This is a genomic window from Rhizobium aouanii, assembly GCF_037002925.1.
Taxonomy (GTDB): domain Bacteria; phylum Pseudomonadota; class Alphaproteobacteria; order Rhizobiales; family Rhizobiaceae; genus Rhizobium; species Rhizobium aouanii.
On the sequence record NZ_JBAMYD010000024.1, the window covers coordinates 43755 to 67385 of the forward strand.

Sequence of the window (23631 nt, forward strand, 5' to 3'; positions counted from 1 at the left end):
GTATAAGGCATCCCCTCCTCTTTGCTACCCGACCCTTCCTCAAGATCAATAGCAGGTCGAACGGCGTCCTGTTACGGTCATGGTACTTTCTCCCGCGCGGCAATGTCATCAAGCTCGCGAAGGAGTTCATCACGCCGCGTGATGCCTACATCAAGAACAGACTTGAGCCCGGTTCGCCAACGATAGGTGACCGGCGAGCCAACGGGTCGGACCGTTTGCCTCTTCGCTCCCCGCGTTCTTTCTAAGGATTGACACCATGACACACGACCTCCACCGCATCCAAGTCGAGCTGGTTCCATTGACGCTTTTTCCAAGCGCATATGGGGAAGCTGGGCCTTGGGCTCCGGGCTCTCCGCTCCACACGCCGCCAGATATTGCATCACGGCCGACTACGGACTTGGAGGCTCACTTGATGATGTTTTCCGTCATGCCACGTAAAACGATCGAGTGTCCCCGGGGGCAAGCTTTGCACGCCTGGAGATCTGCCTTCACCCTATACGTTACTGGAACCCAGTTCGGTCTTTTTTGCTACTCCGCCGGGCTTGTCCGTCTTCTAGACGACTTCGGGAATCTCACTCCTTCAGTGATTTCCGTGACCATGCACTAAGCCCGAGCCGCGTCTTGGGTGCAGAATTGAGGATCAGCGAGCTTGGCGCCTGGCACTTTTAGCTGGTGCAGACATGTTGATGCTCTCCATCCCCGTCCAGTTTCCGGTTGCGATTTCGCACCGCGCTCGATGCGGTTGTTGCACTGCGACCGGCCCGATCGCGGCGTCGTAAGGGTGAATCCAGCTCCGCCGCACCTCGTCGTCTCGTGATGGCGACCAGAGGCCCTGCCTAAGGGGTAAACACTTCGCAGAGACCTACTTTCTGCGAGAGCTTCAGCCAGTTGTTAGTCCTACGCAGTTTCCCACGCCGCCATTTGGTCGGCTGGCTTTGCGCCGATGGTTTCGTCTCGTTCGAGAGGCAGGGTGAACAGAAACACTGCCCCACCAGCTCCATTGGCGGTTGCCCACATCCGGCCCCCGTGAGCCTCGATGATCGAGCGGCAGATTGCCAGGCCCATACCCATGCCGCTGGATTTGGTCGTGTAGAAAGCCTCAAAAAGACGGTCCATGGTCTGCGGGTCCAGGCCTGGACCCGAGTCGCGTACCCCGACGACCACGCCTCCTGAGGACTCTGACTCGGTGCTGATCAGCAACGCGCGTTCTTCCGCATCGATGCCGCTCATCGCCTCGATGGCGTTCATGATCAGGTTTAGGACCACCTGTTGCACCTGAATGCGATCTCCTTTCACGGACGGAAGGCTCGTCGCGAATTCGGTTTGCAGCGTCACGCCTTGCCGATGCACTTCACTGCTGGTCAAGGCAATGACGTGACGAATGGCTTCATTGAGGTCGAACTGCCCCTTGCGAGGCGGCTCTTTCTTGACCAAGGCACGGATCCGGCCAATGACATCGCCGGCTCGATTGGCGTTCTCGGCGATTCGGCCGAGCGCCTGAGCCACTTCCTCCAGATTGGGCGGATGGGCACCGAGCCAGCGCAAGGCCGCCTGGGCGTTGGTGAGCGACGCGGCAAGCGGTTGATTGACTTCATGGGCGATAGAGGCTGTGAGCTGCCCCATTGTGGCGACGCGGTTTGCGTGGGCGAGTTGCCCCTGCGCTACGCGCAAGGCTTCCTCGCTCTCGCGCAACGCCTCTTCGGCTTGCCGGCGCTCCGTCAAATCGAGGACGAAAGAGACGCCTTCGTCCCTGCTTTCTTCCAATAGAGCGCCACCGATCAGCACGGGCAGACGGCTGCCATCTTTCCGAAAGTACTCCTTCTCGAACGGTTGCACTGACCCGATCTTCTTGAGCTCCGCGATGGTCCGTGCGTCGCGGTCGCGCCATTCGGCCGGCGTCAGCTCCGTCCAGCATAGCCGACCCGAGGCAAGATCGTCTCGGTCGTATCCCAGCATGCGGAGAAACGCGTCGTTGGCCTCGAGAATGCGACCTTCGATATCCCAGATGACGATCCCGATGATGTTGGCCTTGACGAGGCGACGGATCTTGGCTTCGCGTTCAGCGAGATCGCGGTACAACCGGGTATTCTCCAGTGAGATCGCTGCCTGAGAGGCGAGCAGCTTCAGCACCGCGATTCTGGCCGGCGCGAAGACCCGAGGGGCGAGGTTGTTTTCAAGATAGAGTACCCCGGCCAGTTGGCCCTGATTGAGCAACGGCACACAAAGAACAGAACGAGCACGGTGCTGACAAATGTAGGGGTCCCCGGAAAACGGATTCTGAGCTATGGCGTCGTCGAGAACCACGCTTTCGCTTGTGCGCAAGACATAATTAAGGAGCGATTGCGGCAGGGTGTTTCCTGTCACGATCTCGTCACGCATCTGCACCACGACCGTTTCGCCGCCCGTCGTGGCTTCTGCCGTGATCCGTGACTCACCGCCACGCGGCAGGATCAATAAGCCGCGCTCGGCGCCGGCCTGCTCAACGGCGGTGCGCAGGACGGTGTCGATCAGCTTTTGAAGCACAATCTCGCCCGAGACGGCCTGCGAGATTTTGATAACGGTTGCAAGATCGAGCTGTTCGACCGGTGCACCGATGGTGCTTGTTGGAGAGGAGGCGCGCTCTTCCCCTCTCAGGTCAGGATAGAGTTGGTCAAGTTGCCGCACCTTGCCGTCGGCGCCCCAGCGCAGATAGCAGCCACGCGCGTTGCGGAGATAGAGACGAGTGAAATCCTCGAAGCCGCCCTGCGCATAAAAGCGGGCGGCGAGTTCATATGCGAGGGCTTCATGATGAACGAAGCCGTTTGCGCGCGCCGAGCGGATCGCTTGTTCATAAAGACGCACGGCGTCGATTTCGCGGCCTTCGAGGCGTGCTATTTCGGCGCCGACCATCGCGGCTCGGTTCTCGAAGTTCTCCGGGCAATTCTTCGCATAGATCTGAAGCTGTCGGTGATGGGCAAACAGAGCCTCGGTATGCCACGCCCGCTGCTCAGCCACAGCATGGTCGCAGCACGCGGCGCGGGCCAACGCACCGTAGAAATGATGCTCCGGCGTTTCTTCGAAATGCGACACCGATGTCCATGGCAGCCTCTGCGCCCGCAATGACGCATCGACGGCCGCCTCGTAGTCGCCGGCAAAAAACCGCGCCTGCAGTTTTCTAACAAAGTAGCAGGTTTCCGCAAGATTCGGATTTTCGGAAAACCGACGTTCGATTTCAAATTCGTCGAATCCCTCGTCGTCGAAGGAGCCGAATTTCCGGGTCAACCCGCGCAGCGTCCGGACGAGTCCGAGCTGCGCACTGGCGAGATCTATAACGAATTGGAACCGCACCTCCTGCGCAAACGTGAGGCCAATCTCCGCTTGGCGCTGCACTTCCATAAGCGGATCTCCCGCCGCCAGCAGGTTCGAATTCAAACTGACATAGCTGTATCCGGCAAACGTGAGGTCGCCGCTCTGGTTGGCGATGTCAAGCGCTCGCCGCAAGATGTCGCGGCCGGTTCGGACATGCCTCGTCCACGGTATGACGTGAGCGCCGAAGTCTTTGTAAGTCCTGGCCTGAAAGCGCTTCAGGTCGTGCTTTTCGACGAGATGGCAGCCTAGCTGACCGAACCTGAATCCGGCCTCATAGTCGCCGAAGCGCGGTCCGGCAATATAACCAAGCGACACATAATGGTAGCAGGAGCCGTCGCTGTTGCCTCGCTCGAGGCTGAGGTTCACAGCCAGGCAGATTGCCATGCATGCCAGATTCGCATCCGTATGCCATACCGCCCCAACGAGCCGGGTGAGAATATCCAGCGTCGAGCAGGATGCTGGGTCGCTCATCAACGGCAGATCAATGAGCTCCTCGATCTCGCGGCTCCCGAGCTGCGACCATATTCGGCCGTATTCTCGCTGCACCTCCTCGTCGGCCGGATGCGGCGCCCAGTCGATGCCGAGATGTTGCATCACATAATCGAGACCGACCGCGGCCGACCGGCCGGTCTGACCGAGCGCAGCATAGAGGTCGATGCGCAGGCAGGCGACAGCAGCCTGATCGTCGGAGCAGACAGCACGATTGGAAAGCTGTGCTAATCGCTCCTCCGCTTCCGGCAGCGCGCCGAGGTGGAACTCGCATTCGGCTCGGTTCAGCTCAAGCGCGAAGGTCAGTTGGCGCTGGCGCTCCCAGGCGTCTTCCGGCAGCAGCGTCGTGCCGATAACAAAATAGTTGAGCGCCGAGGCGTAGGCCGTCGACGCCATCGCGCGCTTGCCGGCCAGCAGATTGAACTCGGCCAGTTGCTCGCGCTCCTTAGTTGAGGTGATCAGTGCGGCTCCTCGATTGAGCTGGCTGACAATCTCGAAAACATAATCGTCAATCAGCTCCGGCGCGGTGTTCGCCGCAAGCCGCCTCCCAATGCGGAGGTGCAACTCGACGCGTCGCTCCTCCGGGATCAGCGAATAGGCGGCTTCCTGAACGCGATCGTGGACGAACCGGTATGCGTCTGCCAACCGCTCGAGCAGTTCATGAGCGACGGCAGGCCATAAGGCGCCGGCGACTTGCTCCTCCGGTATCCCGAGGACGAGTGAAAGCGTCGCGATATCTGCTATGTTTCCAAGACAGGCGAACTGCTGCAACGCCTCCCGCGTTTCGGGCGGCTGGCGCTCGAGCTTGCCGACCATGAGGTGCACGACGTTGTCGGTGTATCCCTTGGCGTGAATGCGCCCGAGATCCCAGGACCAGCATGCCGCGTCATGATCGAAGGCGAGCATTCCCTCTTCGGCGAGCGAAAATAGGAACTGACGGACGAAGAACGGATTGCCGCCGGTCTTTTCGTACATCATTTGTGAGAGCGGGGCTGCACGATCGGTCTGACAGTGGAGCGCATCCGCAATCAACTGCCGGAGATGGTCTTTAGTAAGCGGCGCAAGCGTGATCTCCGCTACCTTGCCGCCGGCGGTTTTGATCGCGTCAAGCTTCCGCATCAGCGGATGGGCGGCGGTGACTTCGTTGTCGCGATAGGCTCCAACCAACATCAGGTGTTGCAGATCCGACCGGGCCAAGAGATCTTCCAACAGATCGAGCGTCGCCGCATCAAGCCACTGCAAGTCATCCAGGAAAAGCGCCAGCGGGTGCTCCGGCTGGGCGAAGACACCGATGAACCGCCGGAATACCAGCTCGAATCGCCGTTCCGCATCCTGTGGCGGAAGTTCAGCGACCGGCGGCTGGTCGCCGATGATGAGTTTCAGTTCGGGGACGAGGTCGACCATCAGTCGTCCGTTCGGTCCCAGCGCCTCTCTCAGCGTCTCGCGCCAGAGTGTCAAATCGGCGTCGCTCTTCGCGAGAAGCTCCCGGACAAGGCTCTGAAACGCCTGCGCCAGGGTCGCATATGGAATGTCGCGCTTGTACTGATCGAACTTGCCGGACGCAAAAAGGCCGCGCGGCGGCACCAGAGCTTTGTGGAGTTCATTGACCACCGCCGACTTGCCGATGCCGGAATAGCCAGAGACCAACACCAATTCCGGCGCCCCGCTCGACACCACGCGGTCGAAGGCAGTCAGCAACGTCTCTACCTCGTGCTCCCGCCCGTATAGCTTCTCGGGAATCAGCAGGCGGTCCGGGATGTCGCGCTCGCCGAGCGGGAATGCGTCAATCCGGCACTGCGTTTCCCACTGGCTGAGGCAGCTGCTCAGATCGTGCTCGACGCCGCCTGCCGTCTGGTATCGTTCCTCGGCCGTCTTGGAGAGCAGCTTCATGACGATGGCCGAGACTGCCGGTGAAACATCCGCCACCCGCTCGTCGGGCGGCGTCGGCTGTCGTGCAATGTGGCAATGCACCCATTCCATCGGGTCGGAGGCGGAGAACGGCAGGCTGCCGGTCAGCATTTCGTAGAGCGTCACGCCGAGCGCATAAAGGTCGCTGCGGGAATCGACGGAGCGGTTCATGCGCCCGGTCTGCTCGGGGGCCATATAGGCGAGCGTTCCGGCGACCACTTCGGGCGGTTCGTGCGTCTGCCGCTCGCGGGAGAGGCGCGAGGCGATCCCGAAGCCTGTTAGCCGCACCTCGGCGCCCGTACCCGTTACCAGGATATTGGCCGGTTTGATGTCCTTGTGGACGAGACCGCGCTGGTGGGCCCGACCGAGCGCGGCGGCGATGCCGATCCCGATGCGCAGGAAAAGCTCCGTTTCCATTGCCGTTCCGAGCCGCCCGGCGAGCGGCTCGCTGCCCGGATCTTCAAGCACCAGCATGGTACGGCCGCCTTCGCGCACCAACTCAAGCGGTCGCACCGCCCATGTGCTATCGAGCTCATCCTTCAATCCATATTCATGGTCGAGGCGGCCGAGGCTCGTAGGTGTCGGGTATTCGAGCGCCGAAAGTACGACCAGTACCGGGTTCCACTTGCCGTCGGCACCCCGGCGCCGTTCCCGATGGAACACGCGATCACCGTCCTCCCAAAGAACCTCCAAACTCCTATCTCCACCAACGCCGAAGAAAGAGGATGTGCTTGCTTGCCGACTTGGTCATCTCGCCTGTCGCATCTGGCACTGCCACTTTCGTTTCAGAGATCCGTCCAGTCAAATTGGCCAAAAGCGAGCACATATGACGAACCGCGACCACTTCCCCACCTTCTTACCACATCTCGCCTGTTCGTCCCAACAACGAGCGGCCATCACCCACCCGTTCGATGCGTGTCCACCTCTACGAAAGACCGCCCAACGGTTGCTGGGCGGTCAGGCAGGTCGTGGACCCGCAGAGCTTCGGATGGAGGGAGCGCCGAAGCTTGGTGGTAGCAACGGGGGGATCGCCACCTGCCCGAGGCAACGAGTAGACCCTAGCGATAGAAGGGACGATGGGAAATTATACTGAGGTTTCGGCTTGCGATACTTTGGAATACCGGCACCGACACCCATCAGCGATCGTCTGCTCAGCGATCGACATGTCGGCGAGGTCGTCCCGGGTCCCGACGATGACTGAGGTGACGGTCTCTCTCCTTGTCAAACCCAGCAGGCCGGCAGGTGGTACGGCCGCGGTGTCGCCTACGATAAAAGGCCAACACATGGTCAACATCGGCGTGCTTCGTGCCTGTCGTGCCGTCAGTTGCGATTCGTTGTCGCTGTTGAAGTCGAAAGTGTCTTGCCGGCTCTGAGGCCAAAAAGGAGCCTCCCGCCGGGTGGGGAGGCTCAAGGCGGGCCGATCGGGAGCGATACGGCCTGGGAGGAGGAGGTGGAGGACGAAGAACCCGCATCATAAAGGAGGGCTCCCGCCGGGGCTATCGGCCACCAGGAAGGATCGATTACCAATGGGGAGGGGGTGACCTATACGCCGGGCCAAGACCTTTACGAGTGCGTTTGCGGCTTTCCCGGCGCGAGCATCAGCTTGTCAGCCATACGCGCGAGTTCGGGCAGGGATCTGGTACCCATCTTCTGCATGACCTGGCTGCGGTGAACCTTCACGGTAATCTCGCTCACGCCTAGATCACTTGCAATTTGCTTGTTGAGTCGTCCGGTCACTACCAAAGCCATCACCTCGCGCTCCCGCGGCGTCAGGCTATCGAAACGCGCGCGGACCGTCGCCAATGATTTTTCATTTTCAAGCCACGCGCGGTCGCGCGCCAGGCCGACGTGAACGGCGTCGAGCAAATCCTGGTCTCGGAACGGTTTCGTTAGGAACTCGACCGCGCCCCCTTTCATCGCCTTGACCGACATGGGAATGTCGCCGTGCCCGGTGATGAAGACGATCGGCAACTGAATATTTTCTCGCGACAGCTCAAGCTGAAAATCAAGACCGCTCTGCCCCGGAAGCCGGACATCGAGCACGAGACAGGTCGGTCCGTGGGGTCGCCCAGATGTGAGGAAGTCGCCGACCGAAGCAAGGAGGTTGACGGCAAAGCCGACGGAACGCAGCAGACTGCCAAGCGCCTCGCGGATCTCCGGGTCATCATCGATGACAATGATGGTTGCTGGCGCCTCGGTCAATCGTCAGAACTCCCAAGGTGAATCGACGTTTTCGGAGTATATACTATCAATCCCCACAGCAGCAGCAGCGGGCAAAACCCAACCAGCATAGCGCCGGTCACGCGACGAGAACACTCCTCCTCTCTGCTTCGCTAGTGCCGAAACGGGATTTCTTTCGCACACCAGAATGCGCGATAATTACCTCGGCCACAAGGCGAGATGCGGGCGGCCCCAAAAGCGCTTGCGTGTCCAGCAGCCTGCCGTGGCGTGCCGATGCGCCACATGGCCGGCGATGCCGCGCTCGTCGCGCAAGTCTTAGACACGCTATACGATTGTATAGCTTGCGAGGCCTTTGTCGCCGTTCAATACTAAATCCATCCAGTCAAGCGCGCCACAACGCTAATTCGGCACGATGCCGATCGACGAAGTTGGGAGGCGGCAGTGCCAACCAAGAGACCTCTGATTGCGATCGTCGACGACGACGAGTCGATGCGGGACGCTATAAAGGGGCTCATGAGGTCGATGGGATTTGACGCCGAGTCCTTTTCATCCGCCGATGATTTCTTGACATCCTCTCATATCCGCCGCACGGCCTGCCTCGTGACCGACATCAATATGCCTGGAATGAGCGGACTCGATCTGCACCGCCGGCTCGTCGCACTGGGCAAGAGCATTCCGACTATTCTGATAACCGCCTTTCCGGAAAAGAATATGGGCGCGTCAGCGTTGGGCGCGGACGTCGTCGGCTGCCTGACAAAACCGTTCAACGGACAGATTTTGCTTGATTGCATCCGTTCTGCGCTGGCTCTCAACGGCGAGGGCGAAAGCGGTTCATGAGGTCGCAAAGACCTGTCCGAGGCAAAGCGCGCTGCCTGGACCTGCAAGCATTTGGCCGGTGACTGGCAGGGGTCGTCTCGCCCGGTTCTGAGACAGGGTGAAGTTAAAGACGACGGTCGAAGCTTTTGAGCCAGGCCCACCGCCCGCCCGATGTCGAACCTGCTGACGGGGTCCCCCTGAGAAATCAGTCGCTTGCGCGGCCGGACGCCCTGTGCAAATCGCCACGGTGGTAGGCGCTGATCTGCAGTGAAAGTGGCTTGCAGCCGTTCCACATCGGCCCCGATGTTGCGAGTGTCAACATTTTTGCTTTGCGATGTTGACATTGTCCACTCCAGCCTTTAAGTGGGCGTTGTCAACATCGCAAATAGCCCTTATGCGCAATCAGGTTGAAGACTGCGGCGAACACCGCGGCTCTCCTTTTGGTCGCAAACCGTACCGGAGCAAAAAATGCAGTCCTTTCGATTGCTGGGAATTGGTCTCGCCTGCGCAGTGCTTGCTGCCTGCGAGGAGAAAGCTGAAGTTGCGCCGCCGCCGCAGCCGGTCCGCGTCGTCGCGGCAACCGAGGCTCAGTATCAGCCGGGCGCGGAAATCACCGGCGAGGTCAAGGCGAGGGTCCAGACCGAACTCTCCTTTCGCGTCAGCGGCCGGGTTCTCGAGAGAAGGGTCGACGTCGGATCGCATGTCCATGCCGGCGACGTCCTCGCCCGCCTCAATGACACGGAACAGCAGGCGGACGTCAGCGTCGCCCGTGCCGCGCTGGCGTCGGCGCAGGCCGTGGTTGCGCAGAAGACGCTCGCCTTCAATCGGGCCAAGTCGCTGCTGCAGTCGCAGGTTGTTCCGAGGGCGGTCTTTGACGATGCCCAGAAGGAGCTGCTGAGTGCGCAGGCATCCCTCGAGGCCGCCGAGGCCGCGCTTGCGACGGCAGAGGACGCTTTATCCTACACCGAGCTGAAGGCCGCCGCGGACGGCATCATCACGGCCCGCGGCATTGAAGCCGGGCAGGTGGTGTCAGCAGCGCAGTCGGCCTTCACGCTCGCCCATGACGGGCTCCGAGACGCAGTGTTCGACGTCTTCGAGGCGTTCTTTCTCGATGGACGGCCGCTGAACGACGTCAAGGTCGCACCGGTCTCCGACCTTGCGAACGACGTCCACGCCAGCATACGCGAGGTCTCTCCAGTCATAGACGCGAAGGCAGGCACGATCCGGATCAAGGTGGGGCTCCAGGACGGCGCGCCATGGCCGCTCGGAACGCCTGTCGTGGGCAAGCTACGCGCTTCGCCGCGCGACGGGATCGTCCTGCCCTATACCGCAATCGCATCAGCCGGGGGCGAGCCTGCCGTGTGGCTCGTCAACACTCAAAACCAATCCGTTTCGCTCCGCAAGATCTCGATCGACCGATATCGCCAAAGCGATTTCGTCGTCACCGGCGGCGTCGCCGCACAAGACCTGATCGTCACGGAAGGCGGAAAGTTCCTCAAGGAAGGCCAGGCGGTCGCCTGGGAAGGCAAGTGAGATGATCCTCAACCGCATATGCACCTCTCTCCCGCTTCTTCTGTCAGTGTCGCTGCTTGCAGGCTGCGATCAAAACTCCGTCGCAGGAGAGGAGACGGCTCCCCGTCCTGTCAAAGTCGTCATGGCCGCGGTCGAACAGGATAAAATCATAAGTCTGCCCGGCGTGGTGCGAGCCCGCATCGAGACCGACCTGGCGTTTCGGACGCTGGGGCGAATGGTGTCTCGCAAGGTGGACGTCGGCGACCTTGTGCACAAGGGAGATGTCCTCGCCGAAATCGATCCTCTCACTCTGCAGCTCGCGGTCAGGAGCGCGGAAGCCGAACTCCGCAACGCCCAGGCGCAGTTGGAGAACGCAGCGACGACGGAAACGCGCAAGCGAAAGCTCGTCCAAAGCAACGCGGCGAGCGTTGCCGATCACGATCTTGCCGACCAGCAGCTCAAATCGGCTATCGCCAATGCTGCTAAAGCGACGGCGAGCCTTGCGAAAGCGCACGAGCAGCTAGGCTACTCCGAGTTGAAAGCCGAGTTCGATGGCGTGGTCACCGCCACGTCCGCAGAAATGGGCCAGACCGTCTCCGCCGGACAGCCGGTCTTGAAATTGGCGCGCCTCGAGCGGCGCGACGTGGTCGTCGATGTTCCCGAAGCGCAGTTCAGTCGCGTTCGCCTGGACGATCGCTTCAATGTCGCACTCCAACTCGACAGCAGGATCCGCGCCACCGGCGTGGTCCGCGAGATCGCGCCGCAGGCCGATCCGAACACCCGCACCTACCGGCTGAAGATCGGAATCGATCAGGCGCCCGACATCTTTCGCCTCGGCGCCGTGGTCACCGCGACGCCACGCGTCGAAGAAATGAAGCAGGCGATCACGCTGCCGCTCTCCGCCATCCGCCGTGAAGGCGGCGCCAGCCAGGTATGGGTCGTGGATCGCGCCACGGCCCAGGTCGTCCTGAGGGCGGTTGAACTCGATGGCCCGGCGTCTGCCCCCCGTTCCGTCCTGGTTCGATCGGGCCTGCGAAAAGGGGAAGAGATCGTCGTCGCCGGCGTCGATGAACTCTCCGACGGACAAAAAGTGCAACTCGGACAGGAGCCACGCCCGTGAATAAATTCAATCTTTCCGACTGGGCCCTCGAGCATCGCTCCCTCGTCTGGTATTTCATGATCATCTTTGCGGTGGCGGGCGCCTATGCCTATCTCGGGCTCGGCCGCGAAGAAGATCCGTCTTTTACGGTCAAGACCATGGTCGTCCAGGCCCAATGGCCCGGCGCAGATGCGCAGGAAGTGACGCAGCAGGTCACCGACCGCATCGAAAAGAAGCTCCAGGAACTCGACAACCTCGAACATACCCGCAGCATTACCACAGCCGGTCAGACGATCGTCTTCGTCGATCTGCTGCCGGATACGAACGCCAAGGATGTGAAGCCCACATGGGCGCGTGTCCGCAACCTGATTGACGATATCAAGCACGAATTCCCACAAGGCGTGGTCGGACCCTTCTTCGACGATCAGTTCGGCGATGTCTACGGAAACATCTACGCCTTTACCGGCGATGGGCTCAGTCATCGGGAGTTGCGCGATTTCGCCGAGGATACCCGAACGCAGATCCTCAAGATTCCCGACGTCGGCAAGGTTGACGTCCTTGGGGCACAAGACGAAGTCATCCATCTCGAATTCTCCACCCGCAAGATCGCCGCCCTCGGCATCGACCGCTCGGCCATCATTGCCACGCTGCAGGCGCAAAACGCCGTCACTCAGTCCGGTTTTGTCGAAACCGGGCCGGAGCGGGTCGCTTTACGGGTCGGCGGGCGTTTCATCTCCGAAGACACTCTGCGCGGGATCAACCTTCGGGTAAACGACCGCTTCTTCCCGTTGACCGACGTCGCGACGATCACCCGCGGCTATGTCGATCCGCCGACGTCGCTCTTCCGCTTCAATGGAAAGCTGGCGATTGGGCTGGCGATTGGCATGAAGACGGGCGGCAACGTGCTTGCCTTCGGCGAAGCGCTCGAAAAGACGATGACCAGGATCATTCAGGATCTGCCGGTCGGCGTCTCGGTCGAACAGGTTTCCGACCAACCGAAAGTGGTTGAAGAGGCGGTTGGCGGCTTCACGAAGGCCCTGTTCGAGGCGGTCGCGATCGTGCTCGCAATCAGCTTCATCAGTCTCGGGATGAGGGCCGGCCTGGTAGTGGCAATCGCCATCCCGCTGGTGCTCGCCATCACCTTTATGGTCATGCTCTACACCGGCATTTCGCTTCAGCGCATCTCGCTCGGAGCGCTGATCATCTCGCTCGGCCTCCTCGTTGACGACGCCATGATCGCCGTCGAGATGATGGTGGCGCGGTTGGAATTGGGTGACAGTCTCACGAAAGCGGCCACCTATGTCTACACGTCCACGGCCTTCCCGATGCTGACCGGCACGCTGGTAACCGTCGCGGGCTTCATTCCCGTCGCTTTCAACAAGAGCAACGCCGGCGAGTTCACCTTCACCCTGTTCGTCGTCATCGCTGTATCGCTCGTTGTATCCTGGATCGTCGCCGTCGTGTTCACGCCCCTGATTGGCGTGACCATTCTGCCGAAGACGATGAAGAAGCACGCCGACCACAAGGGTCGGTTTGCCAGGATTTTTTCCAGCCTCCTGCAGTTCTGCCTGCGCTGGCGCTGGATGACGATCGTCGCCACGGTCCTCCTCTTCGCCGCATCGATCGCCGGCCTCTCCATGGTGCAGCAGCAATTCTTCCCGAGCTCTGACCGTCCGGAACTGATCGTCGATTGGAACCTGCCGCAGAACAGTTCGATCGCCGAAACGAGCCGCCAGATGGGCAAGTTCGAGCGCGAAATGCTGGAGGGCAACCCTGGTGTCGAGCATTGGTCGACCTATGTCGGCAGAGGTGCACCGCGCTTCATCCTGTCCTTCGACGTGCAGCCGGCCGACGTCGCCTTCGGACAGACCGTGATCGTAACCAAGGGGCTCGATGATCGCGACAAGCTGAAGCAGGAGGTGGAAACCTACCTTCAGAAGACCTTTCCCGGAACGGACGCTTACGTGAAGCTTCTGGAAATCGGTCCGCCGGTCGGCAAGCCGATCCAGTACCGTGTGTCCGGCGAAAATCTGCAGACGGTGCGCGACTTGGCACAGAAGCTGGGCTCGATCGTCGGCACCTATCCCTCGCTCAAGAACCTTGCCTTCGACTGGAACGAACCGGCCCGCGTCGTGAAGATCGACGTGCTGCAGGACAAGGCGAGACAGCTCGGCGTCTCGTCCCAGGACATTGCCATGGCGCTGAACACCGTCGTGCAAGGAAACGCGGTAACGCAGGTTCGTGACGACATCTATCTCGTCGATGTCATCGGCCGTGCCGCGGAAAGGGAGCGCGGCTCGATCGACACCCTGCTTGACCTGCAACTGCAAAGCAGCAGCGGTCAAGCGGTTCCCCTGTCATCGGTCGCAACCTTCCACTATGAGCTCGAGCAGCCGACGATCTGGCGGCGCGACAGGGCTCCGACCATCACGATCAAGGCCGGGATCAGCGATGCGACGCAGCCGGCGACCGTCGTCACCGCGCTCTCCGACAAGGTTGCGGCCTTCGAAAAGACGCTGCCGGTCGGCTATTCCGTCAAGATCGGCGGTGCGGTTGAGGAGAGCGCCAAGTCGCAAGGCCCGATCGCCAAAGTGGCGCCCGCCATGTTCCTCATCATGGCGACGCTGCTGATGATCCAGCTTCAGAGCTTCCACAGGCTGTTCCTGGTCTTCTCGGTGGCCCCGCTGGCGCTCATCGGCGTCGTCGTGGCGCTGCTTGCCAGCAATGCCCCGCTCGGCTTCGTCGCACTCCTGGGCGTGCTTGCGCTGGTCGGCATCCTCATCCGCAACTCCGTGATCCTGATCGTGCAGATCGAAGAATTGCGTGCAGAGGGCATGTCGCCGTGGAAGGCGGTGGTGGAGGCGACCGAACACCGCATGCGGCCGATCATGCTCACCGCCGCGGCCGCGACCCTGGCGCTGATCCCGATCTCCCACGAGATCTTCTGGGGACCCATGGCCTACGCCATGATGGGCGGGATCGTGGTGGGAACCGCGCTGACACTTCTCTTCCTGCCGGCGCTCTATGTCGCCTGGTTCCGGATCCCGCGCGAAGTCGAGCAGCACTGATGGCGGGTTCCAGAGTCTCCTTGCCCGGGCGTTTCGCCCGGGCACTGCCACCGCCGGCCCGCTCGCACCCCTTCGTTTTGGCATATCGTGCGCCGCCGCTGCTTGTTGCTTTTCTGCTGATCGCATGCCTCGCCCTACCCGGTTGCGCGACGCGGGTGCAAAACGTCCTTCAGCCGCTTGCCGCTGCGCCCCGAGACACAAACCAGGTCCCAATGCTGGTCGCCACGACGCGCAAGTCTTCCGAAGACCCCGGTAAACTCTTTTCGGGCGACCGCGGTACGTCGATTTCAATCAACAGCGTCGTTGTGTCGGTCCCGCCCGATCGGAACCGGAAGATCGGGGAGGTCCAGTGGCCATCACGCATGCCGCCGAACCCTGAAAAGGAATTCGCGGTAGTCGAGGTCGCCAAAGTTGAATCAGAGCGTCGGATATTGGAGTGGTTTCGCAAACATCGGAATTCCAAGCGCCAGGTGATCATCTTTGTGCACGGCTTCAACAACACCTATGCCGACGCCGTCTTCCGCCTGGCGCAGATCACCCATGATTCAGGAACGGATGCGACACCTATTCTCTTCACCTGGCCCTCGCGTGGCCGCGCGTTCGACTACCTCTATGACAAGGAGAGCGCCAACTATTCGCGTCGCGCTCTGGAAGACATGATTATCCAGATCGCGAAAAGTCCGGACGTCGAAGACGTGACCATTCTCGCGCATTCCATGGGAGGCTGGCTTGCGGCAGAGGCGCTGCGCGGCGTTGCCATGCGGGAAAAATCGATACCGGCCAAGGTCAAGAACGTCGTTCTGGCTTCGCCGGATATCGACATCGACGTGTTCCGTCGTCAGTTCGTCGAGATGGGATCTAAACGGCCGCATTTTGTAATCCTGACGTCGACCCACGACAAGGCCCTGGAGGTCTCCAGTTGGCTCTCGGGTGGAATTGACCGCGTCGGCGGAACTGATCTCAGGCCCTATGCCTCTATCCTCTCAGAGCTCAAGGTTTCGGTCATCGACACCAGCGCGATCGCCTCGAGAGATCCACTTGGCCACAATACCTTCGCCGACAGCCCGGAAATCGTACGCTTGCTTGGACAACGGTTGGCTGGGCAATCGCTTTCGGGAGGCGAGGCCACCTCCGCGGACCGTGTGGGTGTGGCGGCCGCCAATCTCGCCGGCTCGGCCGCACGCGCAGCCGTTGCCGCTCCGGCATGGGTGGTCAGCGGTGAGGCACGCGAAGTGCTGAAACGCGAAATTTCCCCATCGAGCGGGCAGATCGTCGACGGCCAGATTTCGTACTGAACCTTCAAGCCGCTTGGCCCGAGGTCTGAAGCCCCATCCAGCTAGGACTCGATAGGATTGGCAAATGGAAGTTGGAACGACTAGAAGAATCCAGCCGCGAGCTGATCATAGATCCTCGATCGTCGAGGCCGGCACGGCAGCGTGCCGGCTGTACGGGCCGGCGAAAACAAACGTCGCCGATATTGCCCGGCTGCTCGGGAAATCCCCGGCAAGCGTGTACAAAATCTTTGCCTCCAAGGCTGCGATTTTAGATGCCATTGCCGGGAATTTCTTTGAGGCCGATCTCCGATTTGCTGCGTCTGCCTGTGGCGAACTCGCCAGCGTGGCGAGCCGCTTGAAGGCAATCGCACTCGGACAACACCGGTTGATGCTGCGAGCACGTCACGGCGACAGTCAGATGTTCGACCTCATTGTTCTCGCCGCAGCAGGCGGTTGGCCATCATTCAGAGACCATCTGAAGCGACTTGAATCGTATGTGCGGGAGCTCGTTTGCACCGGCATCGCGACTGGAGAGTTCGCTCCGAGGAATGTTGACACGGCCGCTGCCTGCTTTTGCGCCTCGATCATCTCCTTGTGGGACCCCAGAATTATTGGCGCCCTGCCTTTGAGCCACTGTCAGCTGTCAGCTCATGAACTCGCTTCCTTCGCAGTTGCAGCTCTCCGGCCAAGCTCCCGAGGTGAGGAGAGCATGGCCACCAGATGCGGCCGCTAGGCCGCGAGAATGGTGATCCCGTAGGCATTGGCCGCCGCCGTCATGCGGGCGATGGTTTCGGCCGAAGGGCTAACTTTCGGCGGCTCGGTCGTGCCTTCCGCCTCGATGAACTCGGCCATCTCACGATCGACGACCGCGGAAAAGACCACGGGGATGGTTCCGCGGTTGGAATAGCCGTGCACCATGAAGGGCGGGATGGTGACGATGTCGCCGGCGCTGGCTTCGATCTCTTCGGGGCCGCTGTCGCTCAGGCGCCAGATTGTCAGGTTTCCCTCGAGGATGCGGAAGACTTCGGGGCTCGCATGCGCATGTTTCAGCGTCCGGCTGCCTGATGGCACGGTGACGTCGAAGATATTGAGCCAGGCTCCGCTGATTCTAAGCCGCCGCTCGACCCTGTCGCCGAGGACGAAAAACCGCTTGGCCTCGTCGGTTACATGCATTTTCACAGATGAGTTGGACATCATGTCTCTTTCTTTTTCTTACAGGGCTTCTTCTTATGGGCTTTTTCTTGCGGGCGCAGCCGTTAGACCTTTGCGACGCCTTTGACAACCCGCCCTGTTGTTGGGGTAACACCGCCGAACGCTTTCAAACAAGCGCGCTATATCAGCCGAAGCGGTGAACAAACGGCTCCGTTGCCAGGGGTTCAACGCCGCTCGCACGCCACTGCGTCACGAGACTGTCGGGGCCGATATCGTTACTTCGGGGCGTTTCCGCAAGGTCCGCCAATGCCGCATCAGCTATGCGGAAATGAAGGAGGCCGGCGGGGTTCGAAAGGCTCTGCGCCTGTAATACCGCCGACACAGAAGGGGCGCATAGAACGCGGCGGCCGTTCTTGGGGCCGTCCTTCCACGCCGTCCCGGCATTCACATTGATCATTCACATTGATGGAGCGCATCCATGTCCTCTCTTCCCGTCGTCGGCGCCGCCATGACGCTCGATGAAGTCGAACTTCACCGTGATTGGCTCTTCGAAAAGTCCCGCGATCTCGAATTGCAGAGCTTCATCGATGCCGAGGTTCTGAACGGCGACTGGGCGCCGCTTGCCGCCCGCACCAGAAGGCTTCTCGACGGTCATGGCGGCCGCCTCGGCATTCACGGCCCGTTCTGGGGCTTCACCATCGCCTCGGAAGATCCCGATATCCGCGCCATCGTCACCCGGCGCCTGCTGCAGGGCCTCGATGTCTGCGCCGCCATCGGCGCGACCCATATGGTCATCCACAGCCCTTATACGTCCTGGTCCTACAACAATCTCGACGACAATCCCGGCGCCCGTGAAGCCTTGGCCGAGCGCACGCACATGACCTTGCGCGACGCCGTCAGGCGCGCTGAAGATATCGGCTGCACCATGGTCATCGAAAACATCGAGGACAAGGATCCGCACATTCGCGTGGCGCTTGCCGAGAGCTTCAACTCGCCCGCCGTCGCCGTCTCGATCGATACCGGCCACGCCCATTATGCCCATGGCTATACCGGCGCTCCGCCGGTCGATTATTACGTCAAGGCCGCCGGCAATCGCCTGGCGCATGTCCACCTGCAGGATGCAGATGGATATGCCGATCGCCACTGGAGCCTCGGCGAAGGCTCGATCCACTGGCACGCCGTCTTCGCGGCCCTTGCCAAACTCCAAAGCAATCCGCGCCTCATCATCGAGATCAAGGATAAGTCGAAGATCCCTGCATCTGCTGCTTTTCTCGCCTCGATAGGCGTAGCTGAATAAGGGTTCTAAGCCCGCCCCGCTCTCCCTGATTCCCGTGCTCGTCACAGGAGGGGAGGGTGGAGTTCCCTCATGAAAACCGGGTAATCACGCTGATCCCCGTGGCCTCAGCCTTGTCGAGCGCCATCAGCGCCGGCACAGCCTCCTCGAGGCTGACGCGGCGCCCGATCAGCTTCTGCGGCGCGATCTTTCCGGCCGAAAGCATCGACAGCATGGCGTCGTAGCGCCAGGCCTGCATGCCGTGGCTGCCGTAGATTTCCAACTCGTAGCCGATCACCTGCGCCATCGGGATTTGCGGCGTCGCGTGTTCGCCGAGCATCAGCCCCACCTGGACGTGCCGGCCGCGACGGCGCAGATTCTTGATCGAGTTGAAGCAGGTGACGGGATGGCCGAGCGCGTCGATCGAGACATGCGCGCCGCCCTTGGTGATCTCGCGCACCGCCTCCGCCACGTCGGCGACACCGGACGCATTGACCGTCGCTACCGCCCCGCACTCCCGCGCGAAGGCGAGTTTCTCCTCGGATATATCGATGCCGATCGCATTCGCCCCGAGCGCCGTTGCGATCATGATCGCCGACAGGCCGACACCGCCGCAGCCATGCACGGCGATCCATTCGCCAGGCCCGGTGCGGGCCTGGTCGGCGACGGCGCGAAACGAGGTGGCAAAGCGGCAGCCGAGGCTTGCCGCCGTCGCATCATCGATCGTATCGGGCAGGTGCACCAGATTGGTGTCGGCATAATCGATCGCCACATATTCGGCAAACGACCCCCAATGGGTGAAGCCCGGCTGGAACTGGTTCGGGCAGACCTGCTGGTTGCCGGAATGGCACTCCCCGCAATGGCCGCAGCCGGAAACGAAGGGCACGGTCACCCGGTCGCCCACCTTGAAGCGCATCACGCCGCGGCCGGTGGCGACGATCTGCCCGGCAAGCTCATGTCCCGGCACATGCGGCAGGCGAATGTCGGGGTCGTGCCCCATCCAGCCGTGCCAGTCGCTGCGGCAGAGCCCGCTGGCCCCGACGGATATGACAACACCGTCCTCGGCAGGCGTCGGATCGGCAACGGTACGGATCTCCGGCGGCTGTTCGAAGGCTTCGTAAAACATGGCTTTCATCGGCGTCTTCCCTTGCTGCCCATCCGAAATTCCACCCATCATCGCATGCGGCAAGCAGCCATTCCAACCTTCCATTCCATCATTTTTGCTGATGAACCCATCGATGAAGCCCCTGTGACGGCGCACGAATATTGCGGCATTGCACCCGCTTCCGGCACTTTCTTGCTTCCGCGTTTCCTGCCCCGATTTGTCCTTGACCCGGCTAGCCGTGGCGGCTTTTCCTTCTCCGGCTTCAGGAGGAAACCATCATGGCCGTCGATACAACACCCCGTTCAACCACCTGGACTCATGTCGACGGGGAATGGCTCCCCGGCAATCCGCCGCTGATCGGGCCGACCTCGCATGCCATGTGGCTCGGCTCCACAGTCTTCGACGGCGCCCGCTGGTTCGACGGCATCGCGCCCGATCTCGACCTGCACTGCCAGCGCATCAACCGCTCGGCGCTCGCCATGGGCTTGAAGCCGGTGAGATCAGCCGAGGAGATTGTGGCACTTGCCTGGGAAGGCGTCGCCAAATTCGATGGCGCCACACCGATCTACATCAAGCCGATGTATTGGGGCGAGCACGGTTCGCCGGGCAGCGTCGTCTCGGTCGATGGGGAGTCGACCCGTTTCGCGCTCTGCTTGTTCGAGGCGCCGATGGGCGGCCATGGCGGCACCAGCCTCACTGTCTCGCCCTATCGGCGCCCGTCGCCGGAAACGGCCATGACCGAGGCGAAGACCGGCTCGCTCTATCCAAACAGCGGCCGCATGATCGCCGAAGCGCGCAGCCGCGGTTTCGACAATGCGCTGGTGCGCGACCTGAACGGCAATGTCGTCGAGACCGCCTCTTCGAACGTCTTCATGGTCCGCGACGGCGTGGTGATGACGCCGGCCGCCAACCGCACTTTCCTCGCTGGTATCACCCGCGCCCGCGTCATCGGCCTGCTGCGCAAGGCCGGTTTCGACGTGCACGAAGCAACGCTCTCCGTCGAGGATTTCATGCAAGCCGACGAGATCTTCACCACCGGCAACTACTCCAAAGTCGTCGGCGTCATCCGCCTCGACGACCGCGACCTCCAGGAAGGCCCGGTCACCCGCAAGGCACTGGAGCTCTACATGGACTGGGCCTTCGGCAGAAGCGAGAGCGAAGAGTGAGGGTGAGGAGCGGTTCGGCGCAGCCGAAGCAATCGATCCAGTGAATCGATTGCAGCGACGAACGCCCGGAGCGCAAGCGAAGGGCTGGCGCGGTTACCTGGCAGAATTGAGATCCGCGTCACCCCCCTCTGCCCTGCCGGGCATCTTCCCCACAAGGGGGTAGATCGGCAAGAAGCGATGCCTCGCCCTAAATTCACGATTCATGTGACGGCCAGTTGTTTGGGGAGGCCATCACCCCCAGCCAATCTCCCTCCTTGTGGGGGAGATGCCCGGCAGGGCAGAGGGGGGTGACGCGCACCCTCCCGAGAGATACCAAGCCCACGCCCACTTGCATAAAATGCATGGCAGGTCTGCCCGAAACGGTTTCGTCTTCCCCCATCTTTTCGCCATAGTGGCGCCGAAATTCCGTAAGCGGGAGGAAGAGGCTTATGACTGTGCTGTTCGACGAACAAGGCGAAATCATCCGCGAACTGGGTGTCGCCGCCGACATCGACCCAGAGCGGGAGATCGAACGGCGAACCGCTTTCCTCAAGGATTATCTCGTCGCCTCCGGCATGCGCGGCTACGTCCTCGGCATCAGCGGCGGCGTCGATTCGCTGACGGCGGCGCTGCTTGCCCAGAAGGCCGTGCGCGAGCTGCGTGAAAGCGGCCATGCGGCCGAATTCATTGCCGTGCGCCTTCCCTATGGTGTCCAGGCGGATGAGGCCGATGCTGTGAGGGCGCTGGAAACGATCGGCGCCGACCGCTCCATGGTGGTCAACATCAAGGCGCCGGCGGATGCGATGCTTGCCGCCGCGCAGGACGGCGGTCTCGCCTTTGCCGATGCCGGCCGTCAGGATTTCATCCTCGGCAATATCAAGGCGCGCCAGCGCATGATCGCCCAGTTCGCCCTTGCCGGGGCGCTTGGCAGCCTCGTCATCGGCACCGATCATGCGGCCGAGGCGGTCATGGGCTTCTTCACCAAGTTCGGCGATGGCGCAGCCGATATCCTGCCGCTCGCCGGCCTCAACAAGCGTCGCGTCCGCCTGCTGGCAAAGCGGCTCGGCGCCCCGGACGAACTGGTGTTCAAGGTGCCCACAGCCGATCTCGAGGACCAGCGCCCATTGCGCCCCGACGAGGAGGCTTATGGCGTGAGCTATGACGAGATCGACGATTTCCTCGAAGCCAAGCCGGTCGGCGAGATCGCCCGCCGCCGCATCCTCGCCGCCTACCGGGCGACCGCCCACAAGCGCGCTTTGCCGGTGGCCGTGAGCGCGCTCTGACGTTTGTCCGGCCGAGGCGACGTTGGCCTGCGGCGCGAAAGAGACGCCATCCGCACGTTCTGCGGCATCATCTTTAGGCTGCGCCGGATGTCTCCCTATCCCTCGGCCGTACTATCCAAGCATAGGCCGCACCGGCGAGAAGCAGCACGGAGGTGCCGAGGAACACCGCCCGCATGCCGATATGCCCGCCGACAAAGCCGCCAAGGATGGGGCCGGCCACCTGGCCGACATATTGCGCGGAAATCGAAAGCCCGAGAATGCTGCCGGCCGCACTATCAGGCACGCTGTGGCGGATGACCGCGGCGATGCAGGGCAGCAGCCCGCCGAGTGCTGCGCCCATCAGGAAACGCAGGATGATCAGCTGCCAGGCGCTGGTGACGAAGGCTTGCGGGATCAGCAGCAGCCCGGCGACGGCGAGCGCGCCTGCAATCACCGGCCAGTGGCCGATCCTGTCGGCGAGTTTGCCGAGCCATGAGGCTGACAGAATGCTGCCGAGGGCGGCCGCCGACATGACGACACCCGATACCATCGTCACCTGGGATTCGACGGGCACGAGCTGGGCGACATAGACAGTGATGATCGGCTCGATCGACATATTGGCAAACATCAAGAGCATGCCGGTCGCCAGCATGGCGATGACCAGCCGTTTGTCGGCAATGGATTTCCAGCCGCCGCTGGCCTTGGCCGCCTTTTTGCGGGCCGGCGATTTCTCCTCCTTGATCAGCAAGACCGTGGCGAGGAAGGCGAGGAAGATCATGCCGCCGGCGGCGAGGAACGTGCCGCGGATGCCGATGATCGGCGGCAGCGCCCCGCCGATCAGCGGCCCGACGAGATTGCCGGCCATGATGCCGGAGGAGAGCACGCCGAGCGCCCAGGCCGAACGGTCCTTCGGCGTCTGCGTCGCCACCAGCACCATCGAGCCGGAAGCATAACCGCCGGCAAGTCCGACGAAGAGGCGCAGCGCCACCAGCTGCCAGACATTGCCCGCCATGCCCATCAGCGAGATCGCCAGCGTCATCCCCAGGCTGGCGCGCACCAGCATCAGCTTGCGGCCGTAGATGTCGCCGAGCCGGCCCCAGAGCGGCGCGACCAGAGCCGCGGCGAAAAACGTGGCGCCATAGGCGATGCCCGACCATTGCACGATCGCTGCATGGTCGCTGACGCCGAGTTCCTCGACATAAAGCGGCAGGAAGGGAAGCAGCAGCGTCATCGCCACGATCGTGGCAAAGGAGCCGATCAACGAGACGGCGAGGTTGCGCTTCCAGTAGATCGAGCCCGGCCTGGCGCCGGCGGCGTCCCATTGCGTATCGGTCATTCTCTCGGCCCCGGTATTGATCGCGCGGGCGAAGTTTCGCGCGGCTGATGAAACGATGTACCCTCTACCGCGGCGAGGAGATCGGCGCGGGTGAATCTGTCCTGAGATCGAGTTTGAGGTCGGGTGCAGAGACCGGAGCGGTCGATGCGTTCGTCGTTCCAGGGCCGGCACGTCTGATATAACAGCCCTATGGCCCGTCCTTCAAGACAGCTTCGGGCATCGATCGCCTGTGGACCGCCCCGGGCGAAAGTGCTAGAACTTAACCGATTGCATGATGCAATCGGTTAATCCGAGGACATTGCCATGAGCGACATGCGCACATCCCGAGAACAGACCGTCCGTCATCTCTACGCCGCCTATCTCGACGACCGCAAGGATATCGTCGGCTCCATGTTGACGGAGGATTTCACCTTCTCCAGCCCGCGTGACGACCACATCGACCGGGCGACTTATTTCGAGCGCTGCTGGCCGAAGGAGCCGGTCTTCCGCGGCTTTGACATCGAATTCCTGGCGATCGACGGCGACGAGGCGGTCGTCCGCTACCGTGCCGAAAAACGCGACGGCGGCAGCTTCCGAAACATCGAGAGCCTTCGCTTCCGCGGCGACAAGATCGCCTCCGTGGATGTCTATTTCGGCCGAAATCTGTAACTCCGGCCGAGGCTG

15 protein-coding genes are annotated in these 23631 nt (G+C 61.8%); 10 read left to right on the top strand and 5 right to left on the bottom strand.

Annotated elements, in window-relative coordinates; all coding sequences use genetic code 11:
• Positions 1-897 precede the first annotated feature (897 nt).
• Both V8P77_RS30935 and V8P77_RS30940 read right to left on the bottom strand, forming a co-directional pair.
• Complete coding sequence (locus V8P77_RS30935; protein ID WP_335916024.1) at positions 898-6438, bottom strand: trifunctional serine/threonine-protein kinase/ATP-binding protein/sensor histidine kinase; 5541 nt, start codon at positions 6436-6438, stop codon at positions 898-900.
• An 870-nt stretch (positions 6439-7308) separates the two neighbouring features.
• Positions 7309-7947 carry a response regulator transcription factor gene (locus V8P77_RS30940; protein ID WP_335916025.1) on the bottom strand — a complete coding sequence of 213 codons (639 nt, stop codon included), beginning with the start codon at positions 7945-7947 and terminating at the stop codon, positions 7309-7311.
• 420 nt (positions 7948-8367) lie between these two features.
• Here V8P77_RS30940 and V8P77_RS30945 point away from each other — a divergent pair, with 420 nt between their 5' ends.
• The 6 genes from V8P77_RS30945 (at position 8368) to V8P77_RS30970 (ending at position 16428) form a co-directional block, all read left to right on the top strand.
• Positions 8368-8763: a response regulator transcription factor gene (locus V8P77_RS30945; RefSeq protein WP_335916027.1), complete on the top strand. Its 396-nt coding sequence runs from the start codon at positions 8368-8370 to the stop codon at positions 8761-8763.
• Positions 8764-9210: 447 nt separating this feature from the next.
• Complete coding sequence (locus V8P77_RS30950) at positions 9211-10275, top strand: efflux RND transporter periplasmic adaptor subunit (RefSeq protein ID WP_335916028.1); 1065 nt, start codon at positions 9211-9213, stop codon at positions 10273-10275.
• Between the two features lies 1 nt (position 10276).
• Positions 10277-11374: an efflux RND transporter periplasmic adaptor subunit gene (locus V8P77_RS30955; protein ID WP_335916029.1), complete on the top strand. Its 1098-nt coding sequence runs from the start codon at positions 10277-10279 to the stop codon at positions 11372-11374.
• The gene (locus tag V8P77_RS30960; protein ID WP_335916030.1) at positions 11371-14421 is read left to right on the top strand and encodes an efflux RND transporter permease subunit; all 3051 of its coding nucleotides are present in this window, start codon (positions 11371-11373) and stop codon (positions 14419-14421) included. Before V8P77_RS30955 ends, V8P77_RS30960 begins: the two co-directional genes overlap by 4 nt.
• Positions 14421-15716 (top strand): alpha/beta hydrolase, encoded by a 1296-nt coding sequence (locus V8P77_RS30965; protein WP_335916031.1) that lies wholly within the window; start codon positions 14421-14423, stop codon positions 15714-15716. The genes V8P77_RS30960 and V8P77_RS30965 overlap by 1 nt, the downstream gene beginning before the upstream one ends.
• A 64-nt stretch (positions 15717-15780) precedes the next feature.
• Entirely contained in the window at positions 15781-16428 is a 648-nt protein-coding gene (locus tag V8P77_RS30970) for a TetR/AcrR family transcriptional regulator (protein WP_335916032.1), read from the top strand.
• On the opposite strand, the gene V8P77_RS30975 is transcribed toward V8P77_RS30970, so the two are convergent.
• A complete protein-coding gene (locus V8P77_RS30975; RefSeq protein ID WP_335916033.1) occupies positions 16425-16892 on the bottom strand; it encodes a cupin domain-containing protein in 468 nt (155 codons plus the stop codon). The genes V8P77_RS30970 and V8P77_RS30975 overlap by 4 nt on opposite strands.
• A 433-nt stretch (positions 16893-17325) precedes the next feature.
• Here V8P77_RS30975 and V8P77_RS30980 point away from each other — a divergent pair, with 433 nt between their 5' ends.
• Entirely contained in the window at positions 17326-18144 is an 819-nt protein-coding gene (locus tag V8P77_RS30980; RefSeq protein ID WP_335916034.1) for a sugar phosphate isomerase/epimerase family protein, read from the top strand.
• 67 nt (positions 18145-18211) lie between these two features.
• On the opposite strand, the gene V8P77_RS30985 is transcribed toward V8P77_RS30980, so the two are convergent.
• Positions 18212-19255 carry a zinc-dependent alcohol dehydrogenase family protein gene (locus V8P77_RS30985; protein ID WP_335916035.1) on the bottom strand — a complete coding sequence of 348 codons (1044 nt, stop codon included), beginning with the start codon at positions 19253-19255 and terminating at the stop codon, positions 18212-18214.
• Between the two features lie 248 nt (positions 19256-19503).
• Between V8P77_RS30985 and V8P77_RS30990 the strand changes: the two genes are divergently transcribed.
• Together V8P77_RS30990 and nadE are read left to right on the top strand one after the other, a co-directional pair.
• Positions 19504-20391: a branched-chain amino acid aminotransferase gene (locus tag V8P77_RS30990; RefSeq protein WP_335916036.1), complete on the top strand. Its 888-nt coding sequence runs from the start codon at positions 19504-19506 to the stop codon at positions 20389-20391.
• 428 nt (positions 20392-20819) lie between these two features.
• Positions 20820-21653: an NAD(+) synthase gene (gene nadE, locus V8P77_RS30995; RefSeq protein ID WP_335916038.1), complete on the top strand. Its 834-nt coding sequence runs from the start codon at positions 20820-20822 to the stop codon at positions 21651-21653.
• 73 nt (positions 21654-21726) lie between these two features.
• On the opposite strand, the gene V8P77_RS31000 is transcribed toward nadE, so the two are convergent.
• Complete coding sequence (locus V8P77_RS31000) at positions 21727-22968, bottom strand: multidrug efflux MFS transporter (RefSeq protein WP_335916039.1); 1242 nt, start codon at positions 22966-22968, stop codon at positions 21727-21729.
• Positions 22969-23271: 303 nt separating this feature from the next.
• Between V8P77_RS31000 and V8P77_RS31005 the strand changes: the two genes are divergently transcribed.
• Entirely contained in the window at positions 23272-23616 is a 345-nt protein-coding gene (locus V8P77_RS31005) for a nuclear transport factor 2 family protein (protein WP_335916040.1), read from the top strand.
• Positions 23617-23631 lie beyond the last annotated feature (15 nt).

What these genes read in the sequence shown, in the direction of transcription:
- V8P77_RS30955 (WP_335916029.1), top strand. Translation starts at nt 10,277, where the DNA reads ATGATCCTCAACCGCATATGCACCTCTCTCCCGCTTCTTCTGTCAGTG.
- V8P77_RS30975 (WP_335916033.1), bottom strand. Translation starts at nt 16,892, where the DNA reads ATGATGTCCAACTCATCTGTGAAAATGCATGTAACCGACGAGGCCAAG.
- V8P77_RS30985 (WP_335916035.1), bottom strand. Translation starts at nt 19,255, where the DNA reads ATGAAAGCCATGTTTTACGAAGCCTTCGAACAGCCGCCGGAGATCCGT.
- V8P77_RS30970 (WP_335916032.1), top strand. Translation starts at nt 15,781, where the DNA reads ATGGAAGTTGGAACGACTAGAAGAATCCAGCCGCGAGCTGATCATAGA.
- V8P77_RS31000 (WP_335916039.1), bottom strand. Translation starts at nt 22,968, where the DNA reads ATGACCGATACGCAATGGGACGCCGCCGGCGCCAGGCCGGGCTCGATC.
- V8P77_RS30990 (WP_335916036.1), top strand. Translation starts at nt 19,504, where the DNA reads ATGGCCGTCGATACAACACCCCGTTCAACCACCTGGACTCATGTCGAC.
- V8P77_RS30965 (WP_335916031.1), top strand. Translation starts at nt 14,421, where the DNA reads ATGGCGGGTTCCAGAGTCTCCTTGCCCGGGCGTTTCGCCCGGGCACTG.
- nadE (WP_335916038.1), top strand. Translation starts at nt 20,820, where the DNA reads ATGACTGTGCTGTTCGACGAACAAGGCGAAATCATCCGCGAACTGGGT.
- V8P77_RS30950 (WP_335916028.1), top strand. Translation starts at nt 9,211, where the DNA reads ATGCAGTCCTTTCGATTGCTGGGAATTGGTCTCGCCTGCGCAGTGCTT.
- V8P77_RS30980 (WP_335916034.1), top strand. Translation starts at nt 17,326, where the DNA reads ATGTCCTCTCTTCCCGTCGTCGGCGCCGCCATGACGCTCGATGAAGTC.
- V8P77_RS31005 (WP_335916040.1), top strand. Translation starts at nt 23,272, where the DNA reads ATGAGCGACATGCGCACATCCCGAGAACAGACCGTCCGTCATCTCTAC.